Source organism: Brevibacterium ihuae (assembly GCF_900184225.1).
GTDB classification, from domain to species: domain Bacteria; phylum Actinomycetota; class Actinomycetes; order Actinomycetales; family Brevibacteriaceae; genus Brevibacterium; species Brevibacterium ihuae.
The window spans coordinates 880552-903718 of sequence record NZ_FXWZ01000002.1 but is presented as its reverse complement, the minus strand read 5'-3'; the positions used below and the strand labels follow the sequence as shown (position 1 = coordinate 903718).

Here is a 23167-nt window from a genome sequence, read left to right as displayed (position 1 = left end):
CGCCGGCCGCGGGCAGGCGAGGATGGTGGTATGGCTGAAACCGCATTCAAATCGAATCCCGTCCACACCTCCGGCGATCTCCCCGCCACCGGCTCCCAGGCGCCGGCCTTCGACCTCGTCGGCACCGACCTCGGCGCGGTGACGAGCGGCGCGTTCTCCGGCACGCGCGTCGTGCTCAACGTGTTCCCGAGCATCGACACCGGCGTGTGCGCCGCCTCGGTGCGCCGCTTCAACGAGATCGCCGCGGGTCTCGACAACACCGCCGTGCTCTGCGTGTCCCAGGATCTGCCGTTCGCCCAGTCCCGCTTCTGCGGGGCCGAGGGCATCGACAACGTCACCGCCGCCTCGGCGTTCCGCTCAACCTTCGGCGAGGACTTCGGTCTCACGCTCGCCGACGGCCCGATGGCCGGGCTGCTTGCCCGCGCCGTGCTCGTGCTCGACGAGTCGGGCACCGTGACGTACACCGAGCTCGTCCCGGAGATCACCTCCGAGCCGGACTACGACGCCGCCGTCGCCGCGCTGGGCTGAGGGTCCGACCCCGCCCGTCCGGACCGCTCGCCCTGTTCGGTACAATTGATCGGCGGCGCCTCCCGTGCCGCTTGACCCACAGCGCCGAGGGGGCCGCATGACCAATCTCGATATCGAGCACGACCACAACCGCTACGAGGTCGACGAACTCGTCGAGCTCCATTCCAAGGTCAAGGTCCAGGCCGCCAAGGATGCGAAGGTCGAGGTGCCGAGCGGTCCGGGCGGACTGCCCGCGTGGCGGGAGAACTACCCCTACGACACCAAGCTCACGCGCCGCAGCTACGAGCGCCAGAAGCGCCAGCTCCAGATCGAGCTCCTCAAGCTCCAGCTCTGGATCCGGACGAACAACGAGAAGGTCGCGATCCTCTTCGAGGGCCGCGACGCCGCCGGCAAGGGCGGGTCGATCAAGCGGTTCATGGAGCACCTCAACCCGCGCGGCGCCCGCATCGTCGCGCTCAGCGTGCCCACCGAGCGCGAGCAGTCCCAGTGGTACTTCCAGCGCTACGTCGAGCACCTGCCCAGCGGCGGGGAGCTCGTGTTCTTCGACCGCTCCTGGTACAACCGGGCCGGCGTCGAGCGCGTCATGGGCTACTGCGATCCCGCGCAGTACCTCGAGTTCATGCGCACCTGCCCCGAGTTCGAGCGGATGCTCGTCGACTCCGGGATCCACCTCATCAAGTTCTGGTTCTCGGTGTCCCAGGCCGAGCAGGCCGCACGCTTCCTGGCCCGGTCCAACGACCCGGTCAAGCAGTGGAAGCTCTCGCCCACCGACCTCGCCAGCCGCGATAAGTGGGACGCCTACACCGAGGCGAAGGAGGCGATGTTCTTCTACACCGACACCGCCCACGCGCCGTGGACCGTGGTGAAGTCGAACGACAAGAAGCGCGCCCGCCTCGAGGCGATGCGCTACGTGCTCTCCCAGTTCGACTACCCGGAGAAGGACCACAAGGTCGTCGGCAAGGTCGACAAGAAGATCGTCGGCCGCGGCAAGTCCCTCCTCGAGGCCGGCGAGGGCGAGTCGATCGGCACCTTCCCGAACCTCTGAGCCCGCAGGCTCCGTCTCACTCCTCCAGGTAGCCCTGGAGGAGTGCGGCCGTTCCCCGGGCATGATCGGCCGCGTGCCGCACGGCGGCCTCGACGTCGCCGGACAGCACCGCGTCGACGAGGAGTTCGTGCTGGTCGTTCGCATGATCGAGGTTCGGCTGCAGGAGCGGGATCCGGTCGAGCAGCGCATTGACCCGGTCGCGCGTCTCCGCCGCCGCGGTGCGCAGCGAGGGGATGCCGGTGAGCTCGGCGAGCGTGAGGTGGAAGCGGGAGTCGAAGGCGCGGTACTCGACGAGCTCGGCCTCCTCGCAGTCCGTGCAGGCGCTCCGGAGCTCCTGCCGCTGCGCGGCCGACAGCGGCGCTGCGGCGACGATCCGGGCCGCGGCCGTCTCGAGCACCTCGCGGAACGCGAGCGCGTCGGCGAGCTCGGCCGGGTCGATCGCCGCGAGGTCGCCATGGTCCTTCGGCAGGCCGATGACCACGGTTCCGCCGTAGCGACCGCGGGTCACCTCGACGATCCCGGTCTCCTTGAGCTCGTGGAGCGCCTCGCGCAGGGTCGCGCGGGACACCCCGAGCGAACGGGCGAGATCGCGCTCCGCCGGGAGCTTCTCGCCGACCATGAACTCGCCGAGCCGGATGGCGCGGAGGAGCTGCGCGATCGTGTCCTCGAACGCATTGCCCGTGCGCACCGGGCGGACCGTGCTCATCGCTGACCCCTCGCTCCCATTCCTGGACCCTCGTTCCGACTCGTGACACCCCGGGGCGGGAACTCTTGACACCCCGATGTGACCGAAATTACAGTGTCCCCATCCTAATGGATTGTGAACAGACCATTGGCGCAGGGGGTCGATCGGCCGCCGGGTGCACTCACGGACAGGAACGAGCGATGACCCGCAGAGTCGAGTACGGCCATGTCGAGGACAACTATCTCGAGCGGCGACAGCTGAAGAAGGGCGCGGCGGGCTGGGTGCTGCTCGCCGGCCTCGGCGTCGCCTACGTCATCTCCGGGGACTTCTCCGGCTGGAACCTCGGCCTCGCCGAGGGCGGCTGGGGCGGTCTCGCGATCGCCTTCTGCCTCATGGGCCTGATGTACGTGTGCATGTCGCTCGGCCTCGCGGAGCTCTCCTCCACGCTGCCGACCGCCGGCGCCGGCTACGGCTTCGCCCGGCGCGCGCTCGGCCCGCTCGGCGGCTTCGCCACCGGCATGGCGATCCTCATCGAGTACACCATGGCGCCCGCGGCGATCTCGACCTTCATCGCCGGCTACGTCAAGGCGCTCGGCATCCTGCCCGAATCGGTCCCCGCGTGGACGATCTACCTCGTCGCCTACGCGGTGTTCGTCGGCATCCACCTGTGGGGCGTGGGCGAGGCCCTCCGCGTGATCTTCGGCATCACGATCATCGCCGTCGTCGCACTCCTCGCCTTCGTCCTCGGCATGATCTGGCACGTCGACACGGCGAACATGTTCGACACCGTGCCCGACGGCTCGCTCGGGTCGAGCGAGTTCCTCCCGTACGGCATCTCCGGCGTGCTCGCCGCCCTCGTGTTCGGCATCTGGTTCTTCCTCGCGATCGAGGGCGTGCCGCTCGCCGCCGAGGAGTCCGCCGATCCCAAGCGCGACATGCCCCGCGGCATCCTCGTCGCGATGGGCGTCCTCGTCGTGTTCGGCGCCCTCATGCTCATCATCGTCCCCGGCACCGCCGGCTCCGAGGCGATGGGCGTGTCCGACAACCCGCTGCCCGAGGCCGTGCGCGTCGTCTACGGCGAGAACTCCGCCCTCGCGACCTTCGTCAACTGGGCCGGTCTCGCGGGTCTCATCGCGAGCTTCTTCTCGATCATCTTCGCCTACTCGCGCCAGCTCTTCGCCCTCTCCCGGGCAGGCTACCTGCCGCGCTGGCTCTCGCTCACCGGCGGTCGCAAGACCCCGTACATGGCGCTCATCGTGCCCGGCACCATCGGCTTCATCCTCGCGGTGGCCACCGGCGGCAACGGCGGCGTGCTCCTCAACGTCGCGGTGTTCGGCGCCACCGTGTCCTACGTGCTCCTCAACCTCTCCCACGTCGTGCTCCGGTTCAAGGAGCCGGATCTGCCGCGCGGCTACCGCACCCCGGGCGGCGCGGTGACGACCTCGATCGCCCTCGTGCTCGCCGCGGTCGCCGTGGTCGCGACCTTCGTCGTCGACATGCTCGCCGCCGGCATCGCCGCGGGCGTGCTGCTCGTCGCGCTCGCCTACTTCTGGTTCTACTCCCGCCACCGCCTCGTCCACCAGGCGCCGGAGGAGGAGTTCGCCCAGATCTCCGAGGCCGAATCCGGCCTCCACTGACCATGGAAGGACCGCGCATGAGCGCCCCCACCCGCAACGGCGACCCGCAGAGGGTCACCACCGGTTCCAACCCGGCACCTCCCCTCACCCGAGAGGAGCTCGGCCGCCTCGTCGACGAGGGCACCGTCGACACCGTCGTCGTCGCCTTCACCGACGTCCAGGGCCGGCTCCAGGGCAAGCGGATCGGCGCCCGGTTCTTCGTCGACGACGTCATCGACCACGGCGCGGAGGGCTGCGACTACCTGCTCGCCGTCGACGTCGACATGGACACCGTCGAGGGCTATGCGATGTCCTCGTGGGCGAGCGGCTACGGCGACATCGTCATGAAGCCCGACCTCGACACCCTGCGCCTGCTCCCGTGGCAGCCGGGCACCGCGCTCGTCACCTGCGACGTCGAATGGACCGACGGCAGCCCCGTCGTCGCCTCGCCGCGGCAGATCCTCGCCCGGCAGCTCGAACGGCTCGCCGAGCGCGGGCTCCGGGCCTACGTCGGCACCGAGCTCGAGTTCATCAGCTTCGACACGAGCTACGAGGACGCCTTCACCCGCGGCTACCGCGATCTCACCCCGTCGAACCAGTACAACGTCGACTACTCGCTGCTCGGCACCGCCCGGATCGAGCCGCTGCTGCGCGACATCCGTAACTCGATGGCCGGGGCGGGGATGTACGTCGAGGGTGCGAAGGGCGAGTGCAACCTCGGCCAGCACGAGATCACCTTCAAGTACGACGAGGCGATGCGGACCTGCGACAACCATTCGCTCTACAAGAACGGGACCAAGGAGATCGCCGCCGAGCACGGCAAGGCGATCACCTTCATGGCGAAGTACGACGCGGCGGAGGGCTCGTCGTGCCACGTCCACCTGAGCTTCCGCGGAGCCGACGGCTCGATGGCGATGGCCGGCGACGAGGAGCACGGCTTCTCCGAGCTCATGCACGCCTTCCTCGGCGGGCAGCTCGCGAGCATCGAGGACTTCACATACTTCTTCGCCCCGAACATCAACTCCTACAAGCGCTTCGTCGAGGGCTCGTTCGCTCCCACCGCGGTCGCCTGGGGCTTCGACAACCGCTCGTGCGCGTTCCGCGTCGTCGGCAGCGGGGAGTCCCTGCGCGTCGAGTGCCGGGTCGGCGGGGCCGACCTCAACCCCTACCTCGCGGTGGCCGCGCTCATCGCCGCCGGCATCCGCGGGATCGACGAGAAGATGGCGCTGCCCCCGGTGACCGACGGCAACGCCTACGCCGGCGACGCCGACCGGCTGCCGACCACGCTGCGCGACGCCCGGGAGAAGCTCGCGAACTCGGCCTTCGCCCGGGAGGCGTTCGGCGACGAGGTGATCGACCACTACCTCAACGCCGCCGACGTCGAGATCCGTCAGTTCGACTCCGCGATCACCGACTGGGAGCGGGTCCGTGGCTTCGAGCGTCTCTGACCCGCACGAACCCGGGACGGACGCTCCCGGCGCGCACGATCCCGCGCCCGTCATCGGCCTCACCTCCTACCAGCAGCCCGCGCGCTGGGGCGTGTGGGACACCGAGGCCGCCGTCCTCCCGGCGGAGTACGTGCGCATGGTCGTCGCCGCCGGGGGAGTGCCCGTGCTCCTCCCGCCGCACGGCACCGACGTCGCCGTGCTCGACCGGATCGACGGCCTCCTCCTGTCCGGCGGCGCGGACATCGGGCCCGCCCGCTACGGGGTGCAGCCGCACGCGGAGACGAAGAGCCAGGACTGGCGCGACGAGCACGAGTTCACCCTTGCCGCCGCCGCGATCGACTCCGGGCTGCCGGTGCTCGGGATCTGCCGCGGCCTCCAGGTCATCAACGTCGCGCTCGGCGGAACGCTCCACCAGCACCTGCCCGAGGTGCTCGGCCACAGCGACTACCAGCCGGCACCGGCGACCTACGGCGAGGTGACGGTGAGCTGCGAGCCGGGGACCATCGCCTCGGCGCTGCTCGGACCGGAGACCACGGCCCCGTGCTACCACCACCAGGGAGTCGACCGCGTGGCCCCGGGCCTGCGGGTCACCGGCCGGTCGCCCGACGGGCTCGTCGAGATTCTCGAGGCCGAACCGGACACCGTGCCCGGCTGGCTGCTCGCCGTGCAGTGGCACCCCGAGCACGACTCCGAGGACGCCCGCGTCGTCACCGGCCTCGTCGCCGCAGCCCGGGCCCGCGCCCGGACGCGGCCCCCGTCAGCACCCACCCCTGATCCCCGAGGAGGATCGTGAGCATCACCCAGGTCATCAATCCCGCGACCGCCGAGGTCATCCGGGAGGTCGAGCTCGTCGACCGCGAGGGCACCGACGCCGCCATCGAGCGCGCCGCGCGCGCCTTCGAGACGTGGCGGCACCTCGCACCGGCCGATCGCGCCCGGCTGCTGCGCCGGTTCGCCGACCTCGTCGACGCCCACATCCCCGAGCTCGCCGAGCTCGAGGTCGCCAACGCCGGCCACACCATCGGCAACGCGACGTGGGAGGCCGGCAACGTCCGCGATGTCGTCGAGTACTACGCGGCGGTGCCGGAGCGGCTGTTCGGCCGCCAGATCCCGGTCGACGGGGGAGTGAACATCACCTTCGCCGAGCCGCTCGGCGTCGTCGGCGTCATCGTGCCGTGGAACTTCCCCATGCCGATCGCCGCCTGGGGCTTCGCCCCGGCGCTCGCCGCGGGCAACACCGTGGTCCTCAAGCCCGCTGAGGTCACCCCGCTCACCGCGATGCGCCTCGGCGAGCTCGCTCTCGAGGCGGGGATCCCCGAGGGCGTGCTCACCGTGCTGCCCGGCAAGGGATCCGTCGTCGGCGACCGGTTCGTCACCCACCCGCTCGTCCGCAAGGTCGTGTTCACCGGCTCGACCGAGGTCGGGAAGCGGATCATGGCCGGGTGCGCCGAGCAGGTCAAGAACGTCACGCTCGAGCTCGGGGGCAAGAACGCGAACATCGTGTTCGCCGACGCGGACATCGCGGCCGCGGCCGCCGCCGCACCGGCCGGGGTGTTCGACAACGCCGGGCAGGACTGCTGCTCGCGCTCCCGCCTGCTCGTCGAGTCCGCGGTGTACGACGACTTCATGGCCGCCCTCGAGACCGCGGTGTCCGGCTTCGTGTGCGGCGACCCGCGCTCCGCGGAGAGCGACATGGGCCCCCTCGTCACCGCCGCGCACCGCGATTCCGTCGCCGCCTACGTCGATGCCGCCGAGGTCGCCTTCGCCGGCACGTGCCCCACCGGCCCGGGCTTCTGGTTCCCTCCCACGGTCGTCACCCCGCCCGGTCTCGACGCCCCGGACTTCACCGAGGAGATCTTCGGCCCCGTGCTCTCGGTCGTCCGCTTCGACACCGAGGCCCAGGCGGTGGCGATCGCCAACGACACCGAGTACGGGCTGTCGGGCTCGCTGTGGACCCGGGACCTCGATCGGGCGCTGCGCGTGTCCCGGTCGATCGAGGCGGGCAACCTGTCGGTGAACTCCCACTCTTCGGTGCGCTATGCGACGCCCTTCGGCGGCTACAAGCAGTCCGGCCTCGGCCGGGAGCTCGGGCCCGACGCCGTCGACGCCTTCACCGAGACCAAGAACGTCTTCTTCGCCACGCAGGCGATCTGAGAACCCAAGGAGAACCATGGAGAAGCGCATCGTGTCCGAGCGGATGGCAGGCAAGGTCTGCGTCATCACCGGGGGCGCCTCGGGGATCGGCCTGGCCAGCGCCCGCCGCCTCGCGGCAGAAGGGGCCACCGTCGTCATCGCCGACCTCGACGAGGTCCGCGGGCCCGAGGTCGCCGAGGAGCTCGGCGGCATGTTCGTGCCGACGAACGTCGCCGACGAGGCCGACGTCGCCGCCCTGTTCCGGCGGACGAAGGAGGAGTACGGGTCCGTCGACGTCGCCTTCAACAACGCCGGGATCAACCCGCCGGAGGACAGTTCGATCCTCGACACCGGGGTCGACGTCTGGGCGAAGGTGCAGACGGTCAACCTCACCTCGGTGTACCTGTGCTGCAAGTACGCGCTCGAGCACATGGTCGAGCAGGGCTCGGGGTCGATCATCAACACCGCGTCGTTCGTCGCGATCATGGGTGCGGCGACGTCGCAGATCTCCTACTCCGCCTCGAAGGGCGGGGTGCTCTCGATGAGCCGGGAGCTCGGGGTGCAGTTCGCCAAGCAGGGGATCCGGGTCAACGCGCTGTGCCCGGGACCGGTGAACACGCCGCTGCTCGCCGAGCTGTTCGCCGCGGACCCGGCGCAGGCGCAGCGCCGCCTCGTCCACGTGCCGCGCGGCACGTTCGGCGAACCGGAGGAGATCGCGGCGGCCGTCGCGTTCCTCGCGAGCGACGACGCCTCGTTCGTCAACGCCTCGGCCTTCACCGTGGACGGCGGGATCTCCGCCGCCTACGTCACCGCCGAATAGGGTGAGGGCATGACCGAGACACCGCCCGCGCCCGAGGCGCCCGTCCGCATCCTCGTCGTCCAGCACGAGGAGGGCACGGACGCCCGCCGGTTCGGCGACTGGCTCGAGGCCGCCGGGGCGCAGGTGACCGTGGCCCGGCCGGACCTCGGCGAGCCCCTGCCGGACCCCGCGGCGTTCACGGGCACCGCCGACGCGCTCGTCGTGCTCGGCGGTGCGGCGGGCGCGCTCGACGATGCGGTGAGCCCGTGGTTCCCGCACGTGCGGGGCCTGCTCGCCGCCTCCGGGCACGGTGCGTTCCCGAGCTTCAACATCTGCCTCGGGGGGCAGATGCTCGCGGTGGCGACCGGCGGTTCGATCAGCCGCCGGGAGGCGGGGCAGTACGGTGCGCTCGAGATCGTCCCGACCCCGGAGGCGGCGGCGGACCCGGTGTTCTCCGCCCATCCGGCCCGCGGCCGGTCGGTGCTCTTCCACCGCGACGAGATCCACCCGCCGGAGCACTCGGTGCTCCTCGTCACCGGGACCGCAGCGCCGGTCCAGGCGTTCCGGGTGGGCGACATGGCCTGGGGCACGCAGTTCCACCCGGAGTCGACCGGGGAGCAGATCGCCGGCTGGATCACGGCCTCGGACACCGAGCTGCCCGGCGGGCTCACCGCCGACGGCGTGGTCGCCGAGATCACGGCGGCCGAACAGGTCATCGAGGACAGCGGCGAGCCGGTGGCGCGCGCCTTCGTCGAGTTCGTGCGCGCGCGGCGGGGCTGAGGTCGGCTCAGGCGCCGTCGTCGTCCGCGGCGATGAGGCGCTCGATCTCCGTCATGTCGCCGACGAGCACGAGCTTCGACCGCGCCCGCGACATCCCGACGTAGAGCATCTCGCGCGCGCGGGAGGCGTCGCGGAAGCCGTTGATGCAGAAGACGACCACGGGGCGCTCGAGGCCCTTGAAACCGAGCACGTGGCCGTAGAACACCTCCGAGCCGGAGAGGAACTCGTCCCAGTACGCGTCGTACCCTTCCGCGACGACGGTCTCCTTCTGCACCGGGTGGCGGCTGTAGGTCGTGAGCAGGGCGACGTCCCCGGGCCGCCAGTCCCCGCCCTCGAGCAGCCGGTCGACCGCGTCGTCGGCGGCGCCGAACGCGTCGGCGAACGGCACGTCGATCTGCTCCACCGGCTCCCCGCCGGGGTTGCGGACGATCTGCGGCTCGTCGGACAGCCAGCCGAACGCCTCGGCGACCGTCTGCGCATTGCGGAGGTTCTCGCCCAGATGGAAGGGATTCATCTCGATGGGCGCGTCGCCGTCGCGGTCGAAGATCCGCTGCTGCTCGTCGGTGAAGACGTAGAGCACCCCGCTGTCGGGATCGCGCAGGCACGACAGCACCGCCTCCCACCAGAGGTTGGAGAAGTCCTGGCCCTCGTCGACGATGATCGCGTCGAACAGCTCGGCGCGGTCGCGGGAGGCGGCGAGCTCGCGCATCCGCGTGGGGAGGACGACCTCCCAGTACTCCGGGTCGTCGTCGCCGGCGTGGACCGCGCCCCAGCCCAGCGGCAGATCGTGGAACAGGCCGACGTAGGCCGGTCGCTCCGTCTCCGGCCACTGCGCGGTCATGAGTTCGAGGTAGCGGCCGAGGCCCCGGGAATAGCACATGAGGGCGACCCGCTGCCCGGCTGCGGCGAGCTGCCGGGCCTTGAGGAGCGCGAGGTGGGTCTTGCCGGAGCCGGGCCCGCCGCTGAGCTCGGCGCGGGTCTGGTAGCGGAGCACCGACAGGAGCTTCTCCTGCTCGCGGGTGAGCGCGTTCGCCCGGTGCTCGAGCTCGAGCGCGGCCGAGCGGGCGTTCTCGATCGCCGTCTGGGTGTGCCGCAGCTGCTTGACGATGACGTCGATCGCGGCCCGGCTCGGCGGGCCCTCGCTCTGCATGTGGGTCCGGAGGAATCTGCTCATCGCCCCGGCGATGTCGTCGAGATCCTCCTGGCCGATGATCGACGTCCGCGGCACGTCCGCCATGTCGTCCCAGCTCCGGGTGTTCGTGAACGGCAGGCATGCCATGTGGACCATCCGTCCCGCGCGTCTGCTCATCCGCGGGCGGAGCCAGCCGAGGAGGGCGTGCTTGGCGGTCATCGCCTGCTCGAGCGGCGAGCGGCGGAGCGCATGGGTGCCGCCGCGGCCGGAGGTCGACCAGGTGCCGTCCTCCACCCGCACCTGGCCGCCCTTGACCTCGAGCACGACGATCCCGACGCCCGGCCACAGCACGAGGACGTCGATCTCGACGTCGGCCTCGGCGGTGGTGATGCGCTGCCCGTGGATGATGACGGCGTCGGCGGGGAGCTGGGAGCGGAGGCGCTCGATGACGAGCCCCTCGCTCGGGTGCAGCTCCCCGCGGTGCAGCACGGCGGGTCCCGGGGTATCCATCTCGTCCGCGTCGTCGCTCATGGCCACAGACTACCGAGGACGGCGCCGCGGCGCGGCGCGGTCCCGGTTCGTCTCCCTCCACAGCGCTGCCCACTCCTCGGGCCCGAGGTCGCGGGGGAGGAGACGACCGGGGACGTGCGCCCGGCCGAGCTCCCGGCCGGCGTCACGCCGGGTGCTCCCCGTCGCCGCGGAGTACATCTGCTCGAGCGTCCGGCCCCGCGCTCCGAAGACGCGACGGACGAACGACGCGTAGCGCACGCGATCGGATGGCGGGACGAGCGGTCGGTCCCGTCGCGCGATGACGAGGAGACCGCCGTCGACGTTCGGCCGCGGACGGAACGCCGCAGCCGGCACGCGCTGATCGAGGTGGAACGCGAACCACGGTGCGGTCTGCGCGGTGAGGAGCGTCCCGCCGCCCACCCCGGCGCGCTTGCGGGCGACCTCCCACTGGGTGAGGAGGACCGCGGTGCGCCAGCCGTCCGCGGAGAGCAGGCGCCGCAGGATCGGTGTCGTGAGGTGGAACGGGATGTTGCCGACGATCACCGGAGCGTCGAGCGGGACCTCGAGCACATCGGCGTGATCGACGCGCACGCCGGGCAGGCGAGCGCGCAGGCGGGAGACCCGACGGGCGTCGATGTCGATCGCGCGGATCTCCCGGCCGAGGTCCGCGAGCGGACGGGTGAGGGCTCCGTCGCCGGCACCGATCTCGAGGATCGGGCCGCGGGTCTCGCGGACGAGCGCGACGATGCGCTCGACGGTGGGCAGGTGGACGAGGAAGTTCTGGCCGAGCTCATGTCGGCCGCCGGGGGTGGGATGCTGAGGCATCGCGGTGCTCCTGGGAAGAGGAAGGAGCACCCGGGTGCGGGCGGATCACCGCAGAGGTGGGTGGAGTCGCGTCGCCCGGGTGCTGTGGGCCCGGGGGAGACGGCGCGGATGCGGATCGGCGCCGTCAGGCGCGGCGCTCGCGGCAGATGAGTCGACGCGCCGTGGTCGGCGCGGTGCAGAGAGTTCCCATGCGCGGCAGGCTATCACGGTCCGGCAGCATCCGCGCGGCCCGGCATCCGCGCGGCCCGTAGTCACGGGTCGATTCCGCGGGATCGATGTCGCAGAACTGTTACAGCGCTGCCGGGAACGGGTGTCGAACTGCTCAGTAGGGTGAGGTCATGGCAGATCTCACGGGTACATGGCGCGGCCGGCTCGACCGCTCGGGGCGCGTCGTCATCAAGACCGGCCGGATGGGACTCGGGTGCGTCACGATGATCGCGCTCGGCTTCACCCTCGCCGGACTCCTCATGATCCTCGGTTCGTCCATGTGGTCGTGGGAGTGGATGATCGGCATCCTGTCCGTCGGCTTCTTCGGCGTCCTCGGCCTGCCGCTGTTCGCGAGCCAGTTCGTCAATCCCGACCGGCTCATCGTCAGCCAGTCCGGCGTCGAGCTCAAGCGGGGCTGGCCGAACTCCCGGACGAACCTCGGGCAGCTCGCGTGGTCGGGGATCACCGACATCGAGACGGTCGAGGTGCCCGCGGGCTCCGGGACGTCCTCCCACACGGTGCTGCGCCTCACCCCGGAGGCCTACGCCCACATCGAGAGCCGCGACTCCGATCTCATGGCTGCGCTCCGGAAGACCGAGAGGGACCTCATCGATGGACCCGGGATGGCTCTGCCGACCACCCTCAAGGGCGGAGCGGAGCCGATCACCGCGTTCCTCCGGGAGACGTGGCAGCGGTTCCGCTGAGCGCTCGACCCGGGGTCGCCGCGCGACGGATCAGGTCGCGCGACGGATCAGGTCGTGCGGCAGATCAGGACGCGCGACGGATCAGGACCGGGCAGCGTGCGACCCGGTCGACCCCTCGTCGCCGGGGGGCGGCTTCCCGCCGTCGGGAACAGCTTTCCCGTGACCGTGCGCAGCGGCACCGTCGGTGCCCTTGTGGACGTCGCCGTGCTTGCGACCGATCGGCAGCAGGTGGACGATGCCGACGACGACGAGGCCCCACAGCAGTCCGAGGACGAGCGAGAAGAACGTGTTGATGAGCCACGCGAGGAACGGGCCCATCACCGCGACCCCTGCGACGAGGCCCTCGATGCCGTGGACGAAGGCGTACGGCGCGTGGAAGCCCAGATCGTCCATCCCGACGAGGATGATGTGGCCGCCCACCCAGAGCATCGCGAAGGTGCCGACGAGCGAGATGAAGTCGAGCACGTGCGGCATGCCCGCGACGAGGAGCCGGCCGAACTTCTGCGAGCCCTCCGATTCCTTCTGCGCGAGATGGAGGCCGATGTCGTCCATCTTGACGATGAGGCCGACGACGCCGTAGACGAGCAGCGTGATGCCGATCGCGACGACGACGAGGATGATCGCGCGGCTGAGCAGCGTCTCGTCGGCGATCTCGTTGAGGGAGATCACCATGATCTCGCAGCTGAGGATGAAGTCGGTGGTGATCGCCGACTTGACGACCTTGTCCTCCGCGTCCTTGCCCTGGGAGACCGCGGGCTCGCCCTTCTCCGCATGGTGGCCGCGGATCTTCGCCCACACCTTCTCCGCGCCCTCGAAGCACAGGTAGGTGCCACCGAGCATGAGGATCGGGGTGAGGATCCATGGCACGAACTGGCTGAGGACGAGGAGCACCGGGACGATGATGAGGAGCTTGTTGCGCAGCGAGCCCTTGGTGATGCGCCAGATGATCGGGAGCTCGCGCGAGGGGTCCGCGCCGGTGACGTACTGCGGGGTGACCGCGGCGTCGTCGATGACCACGCCAGCGGCCTTCGTGCTCGCCTTGGCAGCGCCTGCGGCGACGTCGTCGACGCTCGCGGCCGCGATGCGGGCGAGTGCCGCCACATCGTCGAGGAGCGCGACGAGACCGCCGCTCATCGGGCGGTCCTCGGGGTGCGGCCGGTGCGGGGTGCGGGGGCGGTCGTGCTGCGCGACGGGTTCGACATAGGCTCAAGCGTAGACGAAGGAGGAGACATGGCAGACGTGACCCCGTGCCCGTGCGGCGGGATGCCCGCCGGAGCCGCGTTCGCGGAGTGCTGCGGCCCCGCTCTGCGCGGGGAGGTGTGGCCGGAGACCGCCGAGGCGCTCATGCGCTCGCGCTACACCGCGTTCGCCCTTCGGCACGACGACCACCTGTTCCGCACGTGGCATCCGCGCACGCGCCCGGCCGATCCGAGCGCCGACCGGGTGACGACCTGGACCGGTCTCGAGATCGAGGAGGTCGCCGGCGGCGGACCCGAGGACGAGGTGGGCACGGTGACCTTCACCGCCCGGTTCCGCGATGCGATGGCCCAGGGGCGGATGCACGAGAAGTCGCGCTTCGTCCGCCGGGCCGGCCGCTGGATGTACCTCGAACCGATCGAGTGACGCGCGGGCGGCGGAGCCGCAGCGCAGTTGTGCGGGGTCAGCGCAGTCCGAGGAACTCCTGCCAGGCCGGCAGCTCGCGGCGCGCCTGGGACAGGCCCCGGCGGTGGCTCGCGGCGAGCTTCGAGAGATCGCGCTCGCCGTTGCCCACGGGCATGACCTCGGGGGCGAAGACGTACGCCCGGCCCTCGCGCTCGAGCTCGAAGATCCGCTCGCGGGTCCGGTTGTAGCGCTCCCAGCGGGTGATGAGCGCCTCGGCGATCGCCGGGTGGCGGCGGAAGTACTGCCGGTAGAACCACGGGAACCGCTGCGGCTCCTTGCGGTAGGCGCGCTCCTGGGTGAGTACGATGAAGAACTTCTCGTAGCCGTCGGCCTGGGCCTGCGAGAGCGCGATCCCGCCGTCGACGCCGAGCGCTCCGTCGACGTAGGTCCGCTCGCCGATCGTCACCGGCGGCATGATCACCGGCATGGTCGACGACGCCCGCACCCGGACCATGAGGTCGGGCATCTCGCGGACGTCGGAGCGGGAGAAGAACACCTCGTCGCCGGTCTCGGCCTCGAACGCGCCGATCCGGAAGTCGGCCGGGTTGTCCGCGAACGTCCGCCAGTCGAAGGGGAGCGCCTGGTCCGGCAGACCGGTCTCCTCGTAGATGTACTTCGCATTGAAGAGCCCCTCGCCGCGGAGCATCGTGCGCATGTCGCCGAACTTCGGGTCGGCTGCGAAGTCGACGAAGGAGCGGCGGGCGCGCCGGGCGTCCTGGGACAGGTAGTTCGCGAGGTTGCTCGCCCCCGCGGAGATCCCGGCGACGTAGTCGAAGCGGATGCCCGCTTCGAGGAGGACGACGACCACCGCCGAGGTGAGCGAGGCGCGCATCCCTCCGCCCTCGAAGATCAGTGCGGTGTCGGAGAGGTTCGGGGCGAGCGGCCCGCCCGGGGTGTGGTGCTCGGAGTCGGGGACCGGGGACGCGGCGGCGTGCTCGCCGGTCGCGCTCACCGGCGCCGCCTGCGCCCGGTGCCGAAGATCCCGCGCGCGATCTCCCGGGCGGCGGTGCGGGTGAACTGCTTGAATGCCTGGGACCCGACGACCTTGGTCAGCATCGACTCCTCCCGCTCCGGGGCCCGGTCCGCGGTGCGCGAGCGCGGAGCGCGACCCGGGGCCGGGATGCGGTTCGGGGTCTCGCCGCGCGTGGGCGCCGGCGGCATGTCCGCGGGCTGCGGGTTCGTCGCCGACTCGTCCGGGGTGCGCGGCGCGTTCGCCGGATCCGCGCCTCCTTCGGCGGCACCCGCCGCGCCCTCCGCGTAGCGGGCGGCGAGGATCTCGTGCGCGGACTCGCGGTCGACCGCCTCGCCGTACTTCTGCCACAGCGGGGAGGACTCGACCATGCCGGTCATCACCGCGGCGTCGGTGGGACCCATGCGGGACGCCGGGGCGAAGATCCGGGTCGGGGCGACCGGAGTGGGCGAGCCCTCGGGGTCCATCACCGTGACGACCGCCTCGCCGGTGCCGAGCCCGGTGAGCAGGGCGCCGAGGTCGAAGTCGGTGATGGGGAACGTCTCCACCGTCGCCTTGAGCGCCTTCGCGTCCTTGGGGGTGTGGGCGCGCAAGGCGTGCTGGACGCGGGATCCGAGCTGCGCGAGCACCTCGTCGGGGACGTCGGCGGGGGACTGGGTGACGAAGACGATGCCCACGCCCTTGGAGCGGATGAGGCGCACGGTCTGTGCGACGGAGTCGAGGAACGCCTTCGAGGCGTCGCGGAACAGGAGGTGGGCCTCGTCGAAGAAGAACACGAGCGCGGGCTTCTCCGCGTCGCCGACCTCGGGCAGGGTCTCGAAGAGCTCCGCGAGGAGCCACATGAGGAAGGTCGAGAACAGCGCGGGGCGGTTCTGCACCGCCGGCAGCTCGAGCATGGAGACGATGCCGCGGCCGTCCTCCGCCGTGCGGAGGAGGTCGGCGATGTCGAACTCCGGCTCCCCGAAGAAGACGTCCGCGCCCTGCGCCTCGAGATTCGCGATCGAGCGGAGGATGACGCCCACGGACGCGCTGCTCACCCCGCCGATCGCCTTGAGCTCCGCCTTGCCGTCGTCGGAGGTCAGGTGGGTGAGCACGGCCTTGAGGTCGGCGAGGTCGAGGAGTGCGAGGCCCTGGGTGTCCGCGTAGTGGAAGAGCAGGCCGAGCACGGACTCCTGGGTGTCGTTGAGCTCGAGCACCTTCGACAGGAGGAGCGGTCCGAACGAGGTCACGGTCGCTCGCAGCGGCACCCCGGTGCCCTCGCCGCCGAGCGCGTAGAACTCGACGGTGCTCGCCGCCGGTGCCCAGTCCTGACCGTTGGCCGCCGTGCGGGCGAGGAGCTTCTCCGAGCCGTCACCGGGGCTCGCCATGCCGGACAGATCGCCCTTGATGTCGGCGGCGAACACCGGGACGCCGGCGTCGGAGATCGCCTGGGCGAGCACCTGGAGGGTCACGGTCTTGCCGGTGCCGGTGGCCCCGGCGACGAGCCCGTGGCGGTTGAGCATGCCGAGCGGCAGCCGCACGCGGGCGTCGGTCACCGCGGTGTCGCCGTCGAGCGCGGAGCCGAGGTCGATGGCGGGGACGTCGAAGGTGTAGCCGGTGCGGATGACGTCGAGGGCAGCCGATGAATCGCTCATGCGGTCATTCTGGCACAGGACCCGGACACGGGCGGCGAACGGCGGCGGGGCCTCAGAACACGGCGTCGAAGGCCTGCGCCGCGGCCTGTCCGAAGAGCACGAACTCGACCCGGGCGACGTCCGGCCATCGTTCGTCGGCGTCCTCGGCGGTGAGCGCCCGGTGTGCCGCGCGGGCGACCTCGGCGGCGTCCCAGCCGTACACCCCGGCACCGATCGCGGGGAACGCCACCGAGTGCGCTCCGATGCGCTGCGCCTCGTCGAGGGAGGCGGAGAAGCACGATTCGAGCACGCTGACGTCGGTCTGGCCGGCGTGCCGGTTGGGGCCGACGGTGTGGATGACCCACCGCGCGGCGAGGTCGCCGGCACCCGTGGCGACCGCTCGGCCCGGCGGCAGGCCGTCGGGCAGCGTCGAGTCGCGCAGCTCCCGGCACTCGGCGAGGAGCGCGGGTCCGGCGGCGCGGTGGATCGCGCCGTCGACCCCGCCCCCGCCGAGCAGCGAGGAGTTCGCCGCGTTGACCACGGCGTCGAGGGTCGAGGTGGTGATGTCTCCGGTGCGCAGGGTGATCTCCATGTCCCGAGCCTAGCGAGCGGGGAGGCCGAGGGGGAGGGGCGCGGAGGGCTGCGGGTCTCAGCCCGGTTCGGCCATGAGGGTGAGGATGCGCGCGGCGCCGGACGCGTCGTAGTCGACGTGGAGCATGCCCGTGTCGAGCTCGAACACCTCCCACCGCGTTCCCGGCCGGGTGCGCGGGGACGGATCGCCGAGGGCCTCCCACTCCGGCAGCCGGACGGTCTCCGGCTCGGTCTCCCCGGCGGCCATGGAGTCGCCGAACTGCTCGCGCATCTCCTCCGGCCCCGGCCGTCGGTGCCACCCGGCGACGAGCCAGGAGGGGACGACGATCCCGTTGAAGCTGCTCGTCCGGTCGTAGACGAGGCGGACGCCGATCGAGGTGAGGACCCCGCCGGCGAACACGAAGTCGACGCCGGAGTTGACGAACTCCCAGCACACATCGGCATCGAGGGCGCGCGTCACCGGGTTCTCCTCGACGACGAGCATCGCCTCGAGCACGGCGACGTCATTGCTGCGTCGACCGATGGCCCGGCTCAGGGCGGAGAGCGATCCGGCGGCGACCATGGGACCAGTGTGTCACCGGGAGGCGGTGGGCGAGGGGAGGCGCGGTGCGGTGTCGCGCGCTCGGCGCGCCCGGTGGAGGCCGAGGAACAGGAGCACGATGAGGACGACGTCCACGGCGTCCCCGCCGTAGTACATGAACTGCGCGCCCATGCGGGCGTCGGCCGCCTCGACCCCCGCCGGCGGATGGGCGTAGAGGTGCTTCGCGAGGATCGAGTGCGCGGCGATGAAGGCGATGAGCACGGCGGCGCGGAGCCGGAACGGGGCGCGGTGGGGGTCGGGGTCGATGCCGACGATCGACGCGGTGAGGAGGTAGCCGGAGGCGAACACGTGGACGTGCACGAGGACGTGGACGGTGAGCGAGGCGTGCATGAGGGGGAACAGGCCCGTCGAGTACAGCACCCATAGTCCGCCGGCGTTGAGCACGGCCGCGGTCACCGGGTAGCCGATGAACCGGACGTACGGCGACCGGAGCGCCCGCGCGAGCAGGCGCGCCCGCTGCTGCGGCAGCCCGCGGAGGAGTGCCGTCACCGGTGCGGCGCGTACGAGGAGGAGCGGAGCGATCATGCCGACGAGCAGATGGGCGAGCATGTGCGCGGTGAAGCTCGCGTGGCCCGCGCGTGCGATCGGACCGACGAGTCCGGCACCGGCGCACGCCAGGCCGAGGACGAGGAGCACCGTGCGGTGGGCGGGCCACGGACGGCGATGCCGCCCGGAGCGGAGAGCGAAGAGATACCCGATCCCGGCGCCGAGGAGGACGACGGCGACGACGGATTCGACCACGACCCAGCCGCTGAGCGTCGCCGCAGTCGGGCCGTGGTCGTGTCCGGCGAGGGTCATCGGGTGCGGCGGGCCGAGCGCGTGCCCCACAGGACGAGCCCAGCGGCGACGAGCAGAAGCACCGCCGACCCGATCCACACGAGGTCGTAGACGAGGAGGTCGACGCCGTAGCGGATCTGGTGGATGCCGAGGATCTTGTGGTTGACGACGCCGTCGAAGAGCTGGAAGGCACCGACCCCGCCGAGCACCGCCCCGGCCCAGCGGCCCCAGCGCACCGGCGACCTGCGGTGGATGTCGGCAAGGAGGAAGACGCCGGCCACGGTGATGAACCAGGCGAATGCGTGGAAGAACCCGTCCGCCGCGAGCGCGATCTCCGGGGTGGACAGGTCGTAGAAGTGATGCCACTGGAGGCCCAGGTGGAAGACGAAGAGGTCGATCATCGCGGCCGCGATCCCGCAGCCGAACAGGAAGCCCGAAGCCAGGGTGCGACGATCGGTGGCGGTCGGGCTCGCGGTCCCGGTGGCCGGTCCTGCTGTCATGCTCCCGCTCCTCCGGTCGTGGGCCGCGCGGAGTCGTGCGCGACCCGTCCATTGTCCGCCCCGGGGCCCCGGTCCGACAATGGTCTCGAACAGGTTTCCTTGCGGGAATCCGGATCGCGGCCGCGTCACGATTCCATGACGATGGCGGCCCGGCGCGTGTGCGCGACCGGGGAGCGCGGCGCCCGCATGCCTACACTGACCGCAGCTGTCCGGCTTCCCCCCCCCGGTTCGACTGGAAGGACATCATGTCTGTTCGCACGCCCGCATTCCGCCCTCGCGGCCGCACTCTCGCCGCCGCCGTCCTCGGACTCGGACTCCTCGCGGGCTCCGCGGTTCCGATCTACGCCGCGCCCGGCCTCAACGGGCACGCGCAGGACAGCACCCCGTCGGCCGGCCCGACCGCGGAGCCCGGGAAGGGCCTCGCCGCCGGCGACACGGCCTTCGTCGACGTCAAGGTCGCGACGCTGTGGACCGCGCCGAGCTCGCCGCGCGGCATCGACGACCCGGCGCTCGGCAATCCGGTGCGCCTGGGTGCCTGGGACCGGGCGCTGAGGCAGACGGAGGTGCGCCGCGCGCTCACCGGGAAGACGCAGACGCAGGCGCTGCTCGGCGACGAGGTGCGCATCCTCGAGACCCGGGGTGCGTGGGTGCGCGTGGCCGTCGCCGGGCAGGAGGAGCCCGGCGAGGAGCACGGGTACCCCGGCTGGGTGCCCGCCCGGCAGCTCGTCGAGAACCCCGATTTCGACCGGGCGCTCGAGACCCGGGACACCGCCGTCGTCACCGCCGCCTCGACCGAGGTCACCGATCGACCCGACGGGGACGCGATCGAGCAGCTCCCGTTCACCGCCGAGGTCCCGGTTCTCGCCCGCTCCGGGGACCGGGTGCGCGTCGCCCTGCCCGACGGGTCGAAGGCCTGGGCGGACGCCGCCGATGTCGACGTCCTCCGGTCCGGGTCAGGGCCGGCGGCACCGAAGCCCTCGGAGATCGTGTCCACCGCCCGGTCGTTCCTCGGCACCCCCTATCTGTGGGGCGGCACCTCGCCGGCGGGCTTCGACTGCTCCGGCTTCACCTGGGCGGTGTTCCGTGCCCACGGCATCGACCTCCCGCGCGACTCGGGACCGCAGTCGGAGGGTGGAACCGCGGTGCGGACGCAGGACATCGCCGTCGGCGACCTCCTCTTCTTCGCCGGCCGCGGCGGCCGCGGCGCGGTCCACCACGTCGGCATCTACATCGGGCACGGGAAGATGATCCACTCCCCGAACGCCTCGAAGGACGTCGAGATCGTCGACTGGCGCGCCTGGGACCGCAGCGGGCAGTTCGCCGGGGCCCAGCGCTACCTCTGATCCGGTGCGCCGATGAACCGGCACGCGGATCCGGCGGCGCCCTGGGCCTTCGTCGTCAACCCGGTCCACGCGGCCGGTCTGCGCCGCCTCGCCGAGGCGAGCTCCCTCCTCGACGCCCGCGGCATCCCGTACTCGGTGTCCCGGACCACGCGGGTCCGCGAGGGCGCTGAGCAGGCGGCGGCGGCGGTGCGCTCGGGAGCGGCGCGGCTCGTCGTCATCGGCGGCGACGGGACCGTCCGCTCGACGGTCCGCGGCCTGCTCTCCGCGGACTCCGGCGCGGCACCGGGCACCGTCCCGCTCCTCATCGTCCCCACCGGCACCGCCAACCTCTTCGCCCGGAATCTCGGGATCCGGCCCGGACCGGTGCAGCCGGCGCGGCTGTTCTCCTCCCGGTGCCGGTCGGCCGATGTCGGCACCGCCCGGGTGCGGAACCGCTGGGGCCGGGAATCGTCCGAGGTGTTCCTCGCCGCCGCCGGGCTCGGCGAGGACGCGCGGACCGTCATGGCGCTCACCGACCGCCTCAAGCACCGTCTGGGGTGGCCGGCGTACCTGCTCCGCGGTGCCCGGTTCCTCCGGTCACCGGGGATCCGCGCCCGGGTGCGGATCCCCGGCGGGGAGCTCGACGGACCGGTATGGAGCGTGCTCGCGGGGAACATCTCCCGCGCTCCCGCCGGCATCCGCGTGTTCCCCCACGGCGGTCCCGGCAGCGGCGATCTCGAACTCCTCGTGTGCACCCCGCCGACACTCGCCGGGTGGTCGGCGATCGCGGCCTACGGACTCGGACTGCGCTCCGGCGTGCCGGCCGACCTCGCTTATCACCGGACCCCGCGGGCCCACCTCGTCCCGGCGTCGCCGACCGCGGTCCACCTCGACGGGGAGCCGTTCCCGGAGGCGGTGGAGATGGATCTCGGGATCGCCGCGGGCGCGCTCAGCGTCGTCGTGTGAGCGCGGGCCGCCGTGTCGGTGGGGAGCACGGTGCAGGTTCGGGAGCGCTGTGCAACCCTCAGACTGCGGCGGCGGCCGCGCGCCCGGCCACCCGGCCGGAGAACAGGCAGCCGCCGAGGAAGGTGCCCTCGAGCGAGTTGAACCCGTGCATCCCGCCGCCGCCGAATCCGGCGGCCTCGCCCGCGGCGTAGAGGCCGGGGATCGGCGTGCCGTGCTCGTCGAGCGCCCGTGCCTGCAGATCGGTGTGGAGGCCGCCGAGGGTCTTCCGGGTGAGGACGTGGAGCCGGACGGCGATGAGCGGGCCGGCCGCCGGTTCGAGGATCCGGTGCACCGGCGCCACCCGGATGAGCCGATCGCCGCTGAAGGCGCGGGCCTGCCGGATCGCCGCGAGCTGGGCGTCCTTGCCGAAGGGGTTGTCGACCTGCGCATCGCGCGCCTCGACGATCCGGCGGATCTCCGCCGGATCGAGGACGCGCTGGGAACCCGGCCCCGCCCCGGTGAGTGCGTTCATCCCGGCGACGAGCTCCTCGAGGGAGTCGGCGACGACGAAGTCCTCCCCGTGCTTCTTGAACGCCTCGACCGGCGGGGTCGCCCCCGGCCGCGCCCGCCCGAGCGTCTGCCGGATCGACTTCCCGGTGAGATCCGGATTCTGCTCCGAGCCCGACAGTGCGAACTCCTTCTCGATGATGCGCTGGTTGAGGACGAACCACGAGTGCTCCGCGTCGATCTCCCGCAGATGTCTCAGCGTCGCCCGGGTGTCGTCACCGGGGAACAGCGGCACGGGCAGCCGGCGGCCGCGGTCGTCGAGCCACAGCGAGGACGGTCCGGGGAGGATCCGGATGCCGTGTCCCGCCCACACCGGATCCCAGTTGCGGATGCCCTCGGTGTAGTGCCACATCCGGGTGGGGTTGAGCAGGTGGGCGCCGGCGGCCTGGGCGATCGGGATCATCCTCCCGTCGACGTACTCCGGCACCCCGGAGACCATGGTGCGCGGGGGAGCGCCGAGGTCGGCCGGCCAGTTCTCGCGGACGAGCGCGTGGTTCGCCCCGATGCCGCCGGAGGCGATGATCGTCGCCCCGGCGCGGATCGCGAACTCCCCGACGGCCTCACGGGTCGACGCGACGCCGCGCGGGCTCGTATCGGGAGCGAGGACGGAGCCGCGCACCCCGGCGACCGCGCCGTCCTCGCGGACGAGCGCGTCGACCCGGTGCCGGAAATGGACATGCAGGGATCCCGAGGCGATGAGCTCCTTGGCCCGGGCGACGAACGGTGCGACGATCCCGGGCCCGGTGCCCCAGGTGATGTGGAAGCGGGGCACGGAGTTGCCGTGGCCGTCAGCGGTGCCGTCGCCCCGCTCGGCCCAGCCCACCACGGGGAAGAACCGGTGACCCATGTCGTGGAGCCACGCGCGCTTCTCCCCGTGGGCGAAGTCGAGGTACGCCTCGGCCCAGCGGCGCGGCCACCCGTCGTGCTCCTCGAACCCGGCCGAGCCCATCCAGTCGGCGTGCGCGAGAGCGGGGGAGTCGCGGATCCCCATCCGGCGCTGCTCGGGGGAGTCGACGAGGAAGAGGCCGCCGAACGACCAGTACGCCTGTCCGCCGAGGTCCTGCTCGCCCTCCTGGTCGACGAGGACGACGCGCGCTCCGGCGCGGGCCGCCTCGGTCGCGGCGACGAGGCCGGAGAGACCGGTGCCGATGACGAGGACGTCGGTGTCCATGGTGCCTCCTGGTGCGGTGCCGCTCGGGCCGCCGCG

The 23167-nt window shown here is 71.9% G+C and carries 23 protein-coding genes; 12 read left to right on the top strand and 11 right to left on the bottom strand.

From position 1 onward, the window contains the following. Positions 1-30: 30 nt before the first annotated feature. Complete coding sequence (gene tpx / locus C1A17_RS04165) at positions 31-528, top strand: thiol peroxidase (RefSeq protein WP_101651000.1); 498 nt, start codon at positions 31-33, stop codon at positions 526-528. A gap of 97 nt (positions 529-625) precedes the next feature. Then, positions 626-1573 (top strand): polyphosphate kinase 2, encoded by a 948-nt coding sequence (gene ppk2, locus C1A17_RS04160; RefSeq protein ID WP_101650998.1) that lies wholly within the window; start codon positions 626-628, stop codon positions 1571-1573. Between the two features lie 16 nt (positions 1574-1589). Here the strand turns inward: ppk2 and C1A17_RS04155 are convergent, their stop codons facing one another. Continuing rightward, the gene (locus tag C1A17_RS04155) at positions 1590-2279 is read right to left on the bottom strand and encodes a FadR/GntR family transcriptional regulator (protein WP_101650995.1); all 690 of its coding nucleotides are present in this window, start codon (positions 2277-2279) and stop codon (positions 1590-1592) included. A gap of 179 nt (positions 2280-2458) precedes the next feature. Here C1A17_RS04155 and eat point away from each other — a divergent pair, with 179 nt between their 5' ends. From eat to C1A17_RS04125, 6 genes are read left to right on the top strand one after another with little or no spacing between them, the layout of a single operon-like run. Continuing rightward, a complete protein-coding gene (gene eat, locus C1A17_RS04150) occupies positions 2459-3895 on the top strand; it encodes an ethanolamine permease (protein ID WP_101650993.1) in 1437 nt (478 codons plus the stop codon). 17 nt (positions 3896-3912) lie between these two features. Next, on the top strand, positions 3913-5322 hold the full coding sequence (locus tag C1A17_RS04145) for a glutamine synthetase family protein (protein ID WP_101650991.1): 1410 nt from the start codon (positions 3913-3915) through the stop codon (positions 5320-5322). Then, entirely contained in the window at positions 5303-6115 is an 813-nt protein-coding gene (locus C1A17_RS04140) for a gamma-glutamyl-gamma-aminobutyrate hydrolase family protein (protein WP_101650989.1), read from the top strand. The genes C1A17_RS04145 and C1A17_RS04140 overlap by 20 nt, the downstream gene beginning before the upstream one ends. Then, the gene (locus C1A17_RS04135) at positions 6112-7476 is read left to right on the top strand and encodes an aldehyde dehydrogenase family protein (protein WP_101650987.1); all 1365 of its coding nucleotides are present in this window, start codon (positions 6112-6114) and stop codon (positions 7474-7476) included. Before C1A17_RS04140 ends, C1A17_RS04135 begins: the two co-directional genes overlap by 4 nt. 16 nt (positions 7477-7492) lie before the next feature. After that, positions 7493-8275 (top strand): 3-oxoacyl-ACP reductase, encoded by a 783-nt coding sequence (locus C1A17_RS04130; protein ID WP_101650985.1) that lies wholly within the window; start codon positions 7493-7495, stop codon positions 8273-8275. A 9-nt stretch (positions 8276-8284) separates the two neighbouring features. Then, positions 8285-9034 (top strand): type 1 glutamine amidotransferase, encoded by a 750-nt coding sequence (locus C1A17_RS04125; RefSeq protein WP_101650983.1) that lies wholly within the window; start codon positions 8285-8287, stop codon positions 9032-9034. Between the two features lie 7 nt (positions 9035-9041). On the opposite strand, the gene C1A17_RS04120 is transcribed toward C1A17_RS04125, so the two are convergent. Both C1A17_RS04120 and erm read right to left on the bottom strand, forming a co-directional pair. Further along, a complete protein-coding gene (locus tag C1A17_RS04120; RefSeq protein WP_245873418.1) occupies positions 9042-10697 on the bottom strand; it encodes a nuclease-related domain-containing DEAD/DEAH box helicase in 1656 nt (551 codons plus the stop codon). 9 nt (positions 10698-10706) lie between these two features. Continuing rightward, entirely contained in the window at positions 10707-11501 is a 795-nt protein-coding gene (gene erm / locus C1A17_RS04115; RefSeq protein WP_101650981.1) for a 23S ribosomal RNA methyltransferase Erm, read from the bottom strand. A 338-nt stretch (positions 11502-11839) separates the two neighbouring features. On the opposite strand from erm, the gene C1A17_RS04110 reads away from it, so the two are divergent. Further along, positions 11840-12412 (top strand): hypothetical protein, encoded by a 573-nt coding sequence (locus C1A17_RS04110; protein WP_101650979.1) that lies wholly within the window; start codon positions 11840-11842, stop codon positions 12410-12412. An 81-nt stretch (positions 12413-12493) separates the two neighbouring features. Here C1A17_RS04110 and C1A17_RS04105 read toward each other — a convergent pair whose 3' ends face one another. After that, positions 12494-13546, bottom strand: coding sequence for a DUF808 domain-containing protein (locus tag C1A17_RS04105; protein WP_101650978.1), 1053 nt, complete (start codon positions 13544-13546; stop codon positions 12494-12496). A 96-nt stretch (positions 13547-13642) separates the two neighbouring features. Here C1A17_RS04105 and C1A17_RS04100 point away from each other — a divergent pair, with 96 nt between their 5' ends. Next, positions 13643-14035 (top strand): YchJ family protein, encoded by a 393-nt coding sequence (locus C1A17_RS04100; RefSeq protein ID WP_101650976.1) that lies wholly within the window; start codon positions 13643-13645, stop codon positions 14033-14035. 37 nt (positions 14036-14072) lie between these two features. Here C1A17_RS04100 and C1A17_RS04095 read toward each other — a convergent pair whose 3' ends face one another. From C1A17_RS04095 to C1A17_RS04070, 6 genes are all read right to left on the bottom strand, one after another. Continuing rightward, complete coding sequence (locus C1A17_RS04095; RefSeq protein ID WP_101651550.1) at positions 14073-14906, bottom strand: patatin-like phospholipase family protein; 834 nt, start codon at positions 14904-14906, stop codon at positions 14073-14075. A 116-nt stretch (positions 14907-15022) separates the two neighbouring features. Continuing rightward, positions 15023-16678 (bottom strand): helicase HerA-like domain-containing protein, encoded by a 1656-nt coding sequence (locus C1A17_RS04090; RefSeq protein WP_101650975.1) that lies wholly within the window; start codon positions 16676-16678, stop codon positions 15023-15025. A 52-nt stretch (positions 16679-16730) separates the two neighbouring features. Beyond that, the gene (locus C1A17_RS04085; RefSeq protein ID WP_101650973.1) at positions 16731-17249 is read right to left on the bottom strand and encodes an O-acetyl-ADP-ribose deacetylase; all 519 of its coding nucleotides are present in this window, start codon (positions 17247-17249) and stop codon (positions 16731-16733) included. Positions 17250-17306: 57 nt separating this feature from the next. After that, on the bottom strand, positions 17307-17810 hold the full coding sequence (locus C1A17_RS04080; protein WP_101650970.1) for a hypothetical protein: 504 nt from the start codon (positions 17808-17810) through the stop codon (positions 17307-17309). Positions 17811-17822: 12 nt separating this feature from the next. Continuing rightward, positions 17823-18647 carry a cytochrome c oxidase assembly protein gene (locus C1A17_RS04075; RefSeq protein ID WP_101651548.1) on the bottom strand — a complete coding sequence of 275 codons (825 nt, stop codon included), beginning with the start codon at positions 18645-18647 and terminating at the stop codon, positions 17823-17825. Further along, positions 18644-19126, bottom strand: coding sequence for a DUF2243 domain-containing protein (locus tag C1A17_RS04070; RefSeq protein ID WP_101650968.1), 483 nt, complete (start codon positions 19124-19126; stop codon positions 18644-18646). Before C1A17_RS04070 ends, C1A17_RS04075 begins: the two co-directional genes overlap by 4 nt. A 245-nt stretch (positions 19127-19371) precedes the next feature. On the opposite strand from C1A17_RS04070, the gene C1A17_RS04065 reads away from it, so the two are divergent. Together C1A17_RS04065 and C1A17_RS04060 are read left to right on the top strand one after the other, a co-directional pair. Further along, positions 19372-20469 (top strand): C40 family peptidase, encoded by a 1098-nt coding sequence (locus tag C1A17_RS04065; RefSeq protein ID WP_101650966.1) that lies wholly within the window; start codon positions 19372-19374, stop codon positions 20467-20469. Between the two features lie 12 nt (positions 20470-20481). Continuing rightward, complete coding sequence (locus C1A17_RS04060) at positions 20482-21414, top strand: diacylglycerol/lipid kinase family protein (protein ID WP_101650964.1); 933 nt, start codon at positions 20482-20484, stop codon at positions 21412-21414. A 58-nt stretch (positions 21415-21472) separates the two neighbouring features. On the opposite strand, the gene C1A17_RS04055 is transcribed toward C1A17_RS04060, so the two are convergent. Beyond that, positions 21473-23131, bottom strand: a complete 1659-nt coding sequence (locus tag C1A17_RS04055) for an FAD-binding dehydrogenase (RefSeq protein ID WP_101650962.1) — start codon at positions 23129-23131, stop codon at positions 21473-21475. Between the last annotated feature and the right edge of the window lie 36 nt (positions 23132-23167).

Coding starts and splice junctions, on each gene's coding strand:
- C1A17_RS04110 (WP_101650979.1), top strand. CDS start 11,840: ATGGCAGATCTCACGGGTACATGGCGCGGCCGGCTCGACCGCTCGGGG.
- C1A17_RS04105 (WP_101650978.1), bottom strand. CDS start 13,546: ATGAGCGGCGGTCTCGTCGCGCTCCTCGACGATGTGGCGGCACTCGCC.
- C1A17_RS04130 (WP_101650985.1), top strand. CDS start 7,493: ATGGAGAAGCGCATCGTGTCCGAGCGGATGGCAGGCAAGGTCTGCGTC.
- C1A17_RS04065 (WP_101650966.1), top strand. CDS start 19,372: ATGTCTGTTCGCACGCCCGCATTCCGCCCTCGCGGCCGCACTCTCGCC.
- eat (WP_101650993.1), top strand. CDS start 2,459: ATGACCCGCAGAGTCGAGTACGGCCATGTCGAGGACAACTATCTCGAG.
- C1A17_RS04100 (WP_101650976.1), top strand. CDS start 13,643: ATGGCAGACGTGACCCCGTGCCCGTGCGGCGGGATGCCCGCCGGAGCC.
- tpx (WP_101651000.1), top strand. CDS start 31: ATGGCTGAAACCGCATTCAAATCGAATCCCGTCCACACCTCCGGCGAT.
- C1A17_RS04090 (WP_101650975.1), bottom strand. CDS start 16,678: ATGAGCGATTCATCGGCTGCCCTCGACGTCATCCGCACCGGCTACACC.
- C1A17_RS04145 (WP_101650991.1), top strand. CDS start 3,913: ATGAGCGCCCCCACCCGCAACGGCGACCCGCAGAGGGTCACCACCGGT.
- C1A17_RS04120 (WP_245873418.1), bottom strand. CDS start 10,697: ATGAGCGACGACGCGGACGAGATGGATACCCCGGGACCCGCCGTGCTG.
- C1A17_RS04060 (WP_101650964.1), top strand. CDS start 20,482: ATGAACCGGCACGCGGATCCGGCGGCGCCCTGGGCCTTCGTCGTCAAC.
- C1A17_RS04070 (WP_101650968.1), bottom strand. CDS start 19,126: ATGACAGCAGGACCGGCCACCGGGACCGCGAGCCCGACCGCCACCGAT.
- erm (WP_101650981.1), bottom strand. CDS start 11,501: ATGCCTCAGCATCCCACCCCCGGCGGCCGACATGAGCTCGGCCAGAAC.
- C1A17_RS04075 (WP_101651548.1), bottom strand. CDS start 18,647: ATGACCCTCGCCGGACACGACCACGGCCCGACTGCGGCGACGCTCAGC.
- C1A17_RS04155 (WP_101650995.1), bottom strand. CDS start 2,279: ATGAGCACGGTCCGCCCGGTGCGCACGGGCAATGCGTTCGAGGACACG.
- C1A17_RS04055 (WP_101650962.1), bottom strand. CDS start 23,131: ATGGACACCGACGTCCTCGTCATCGGCACCGGTCTCTCCGGCCTCGTC.
- C1A17_RS04085 (WP_101650973.1), bottom strand. CDS start 17,249: ATGGAGATCACCCTGCGCACCGGAGACATCACCACCTCGACCCTCGAC.
- C1A17_RS04095 (WP_101651550.1), bottom strand. CDS start 14,906: ATGCGCGCCTCGCTCACCTCGGCGGTGGTCGTCGTCCTCCTCGAAGCG.
- ppk2 (WP_101650998.1), top strand. CDS start 626: ATGACCAATCTCGATATCGAGCACGACCACAACCGCTACGAGGTCGAC.
- C1A17_RS04125 (WP_101650983.1), top strand. CDS start 8,285: ATGACCGAGACACCGCCCGCGCCCGAGGCGCCCGTCCGCATCCTCGTC.
- C1A17_RS04080 (WP_101650970.1), bottom strand. CDS start 17,810: ATGGTCGCCGCCGGATCGCTCTCCGCCCTGAGCCGGGCCATCGGTCGA.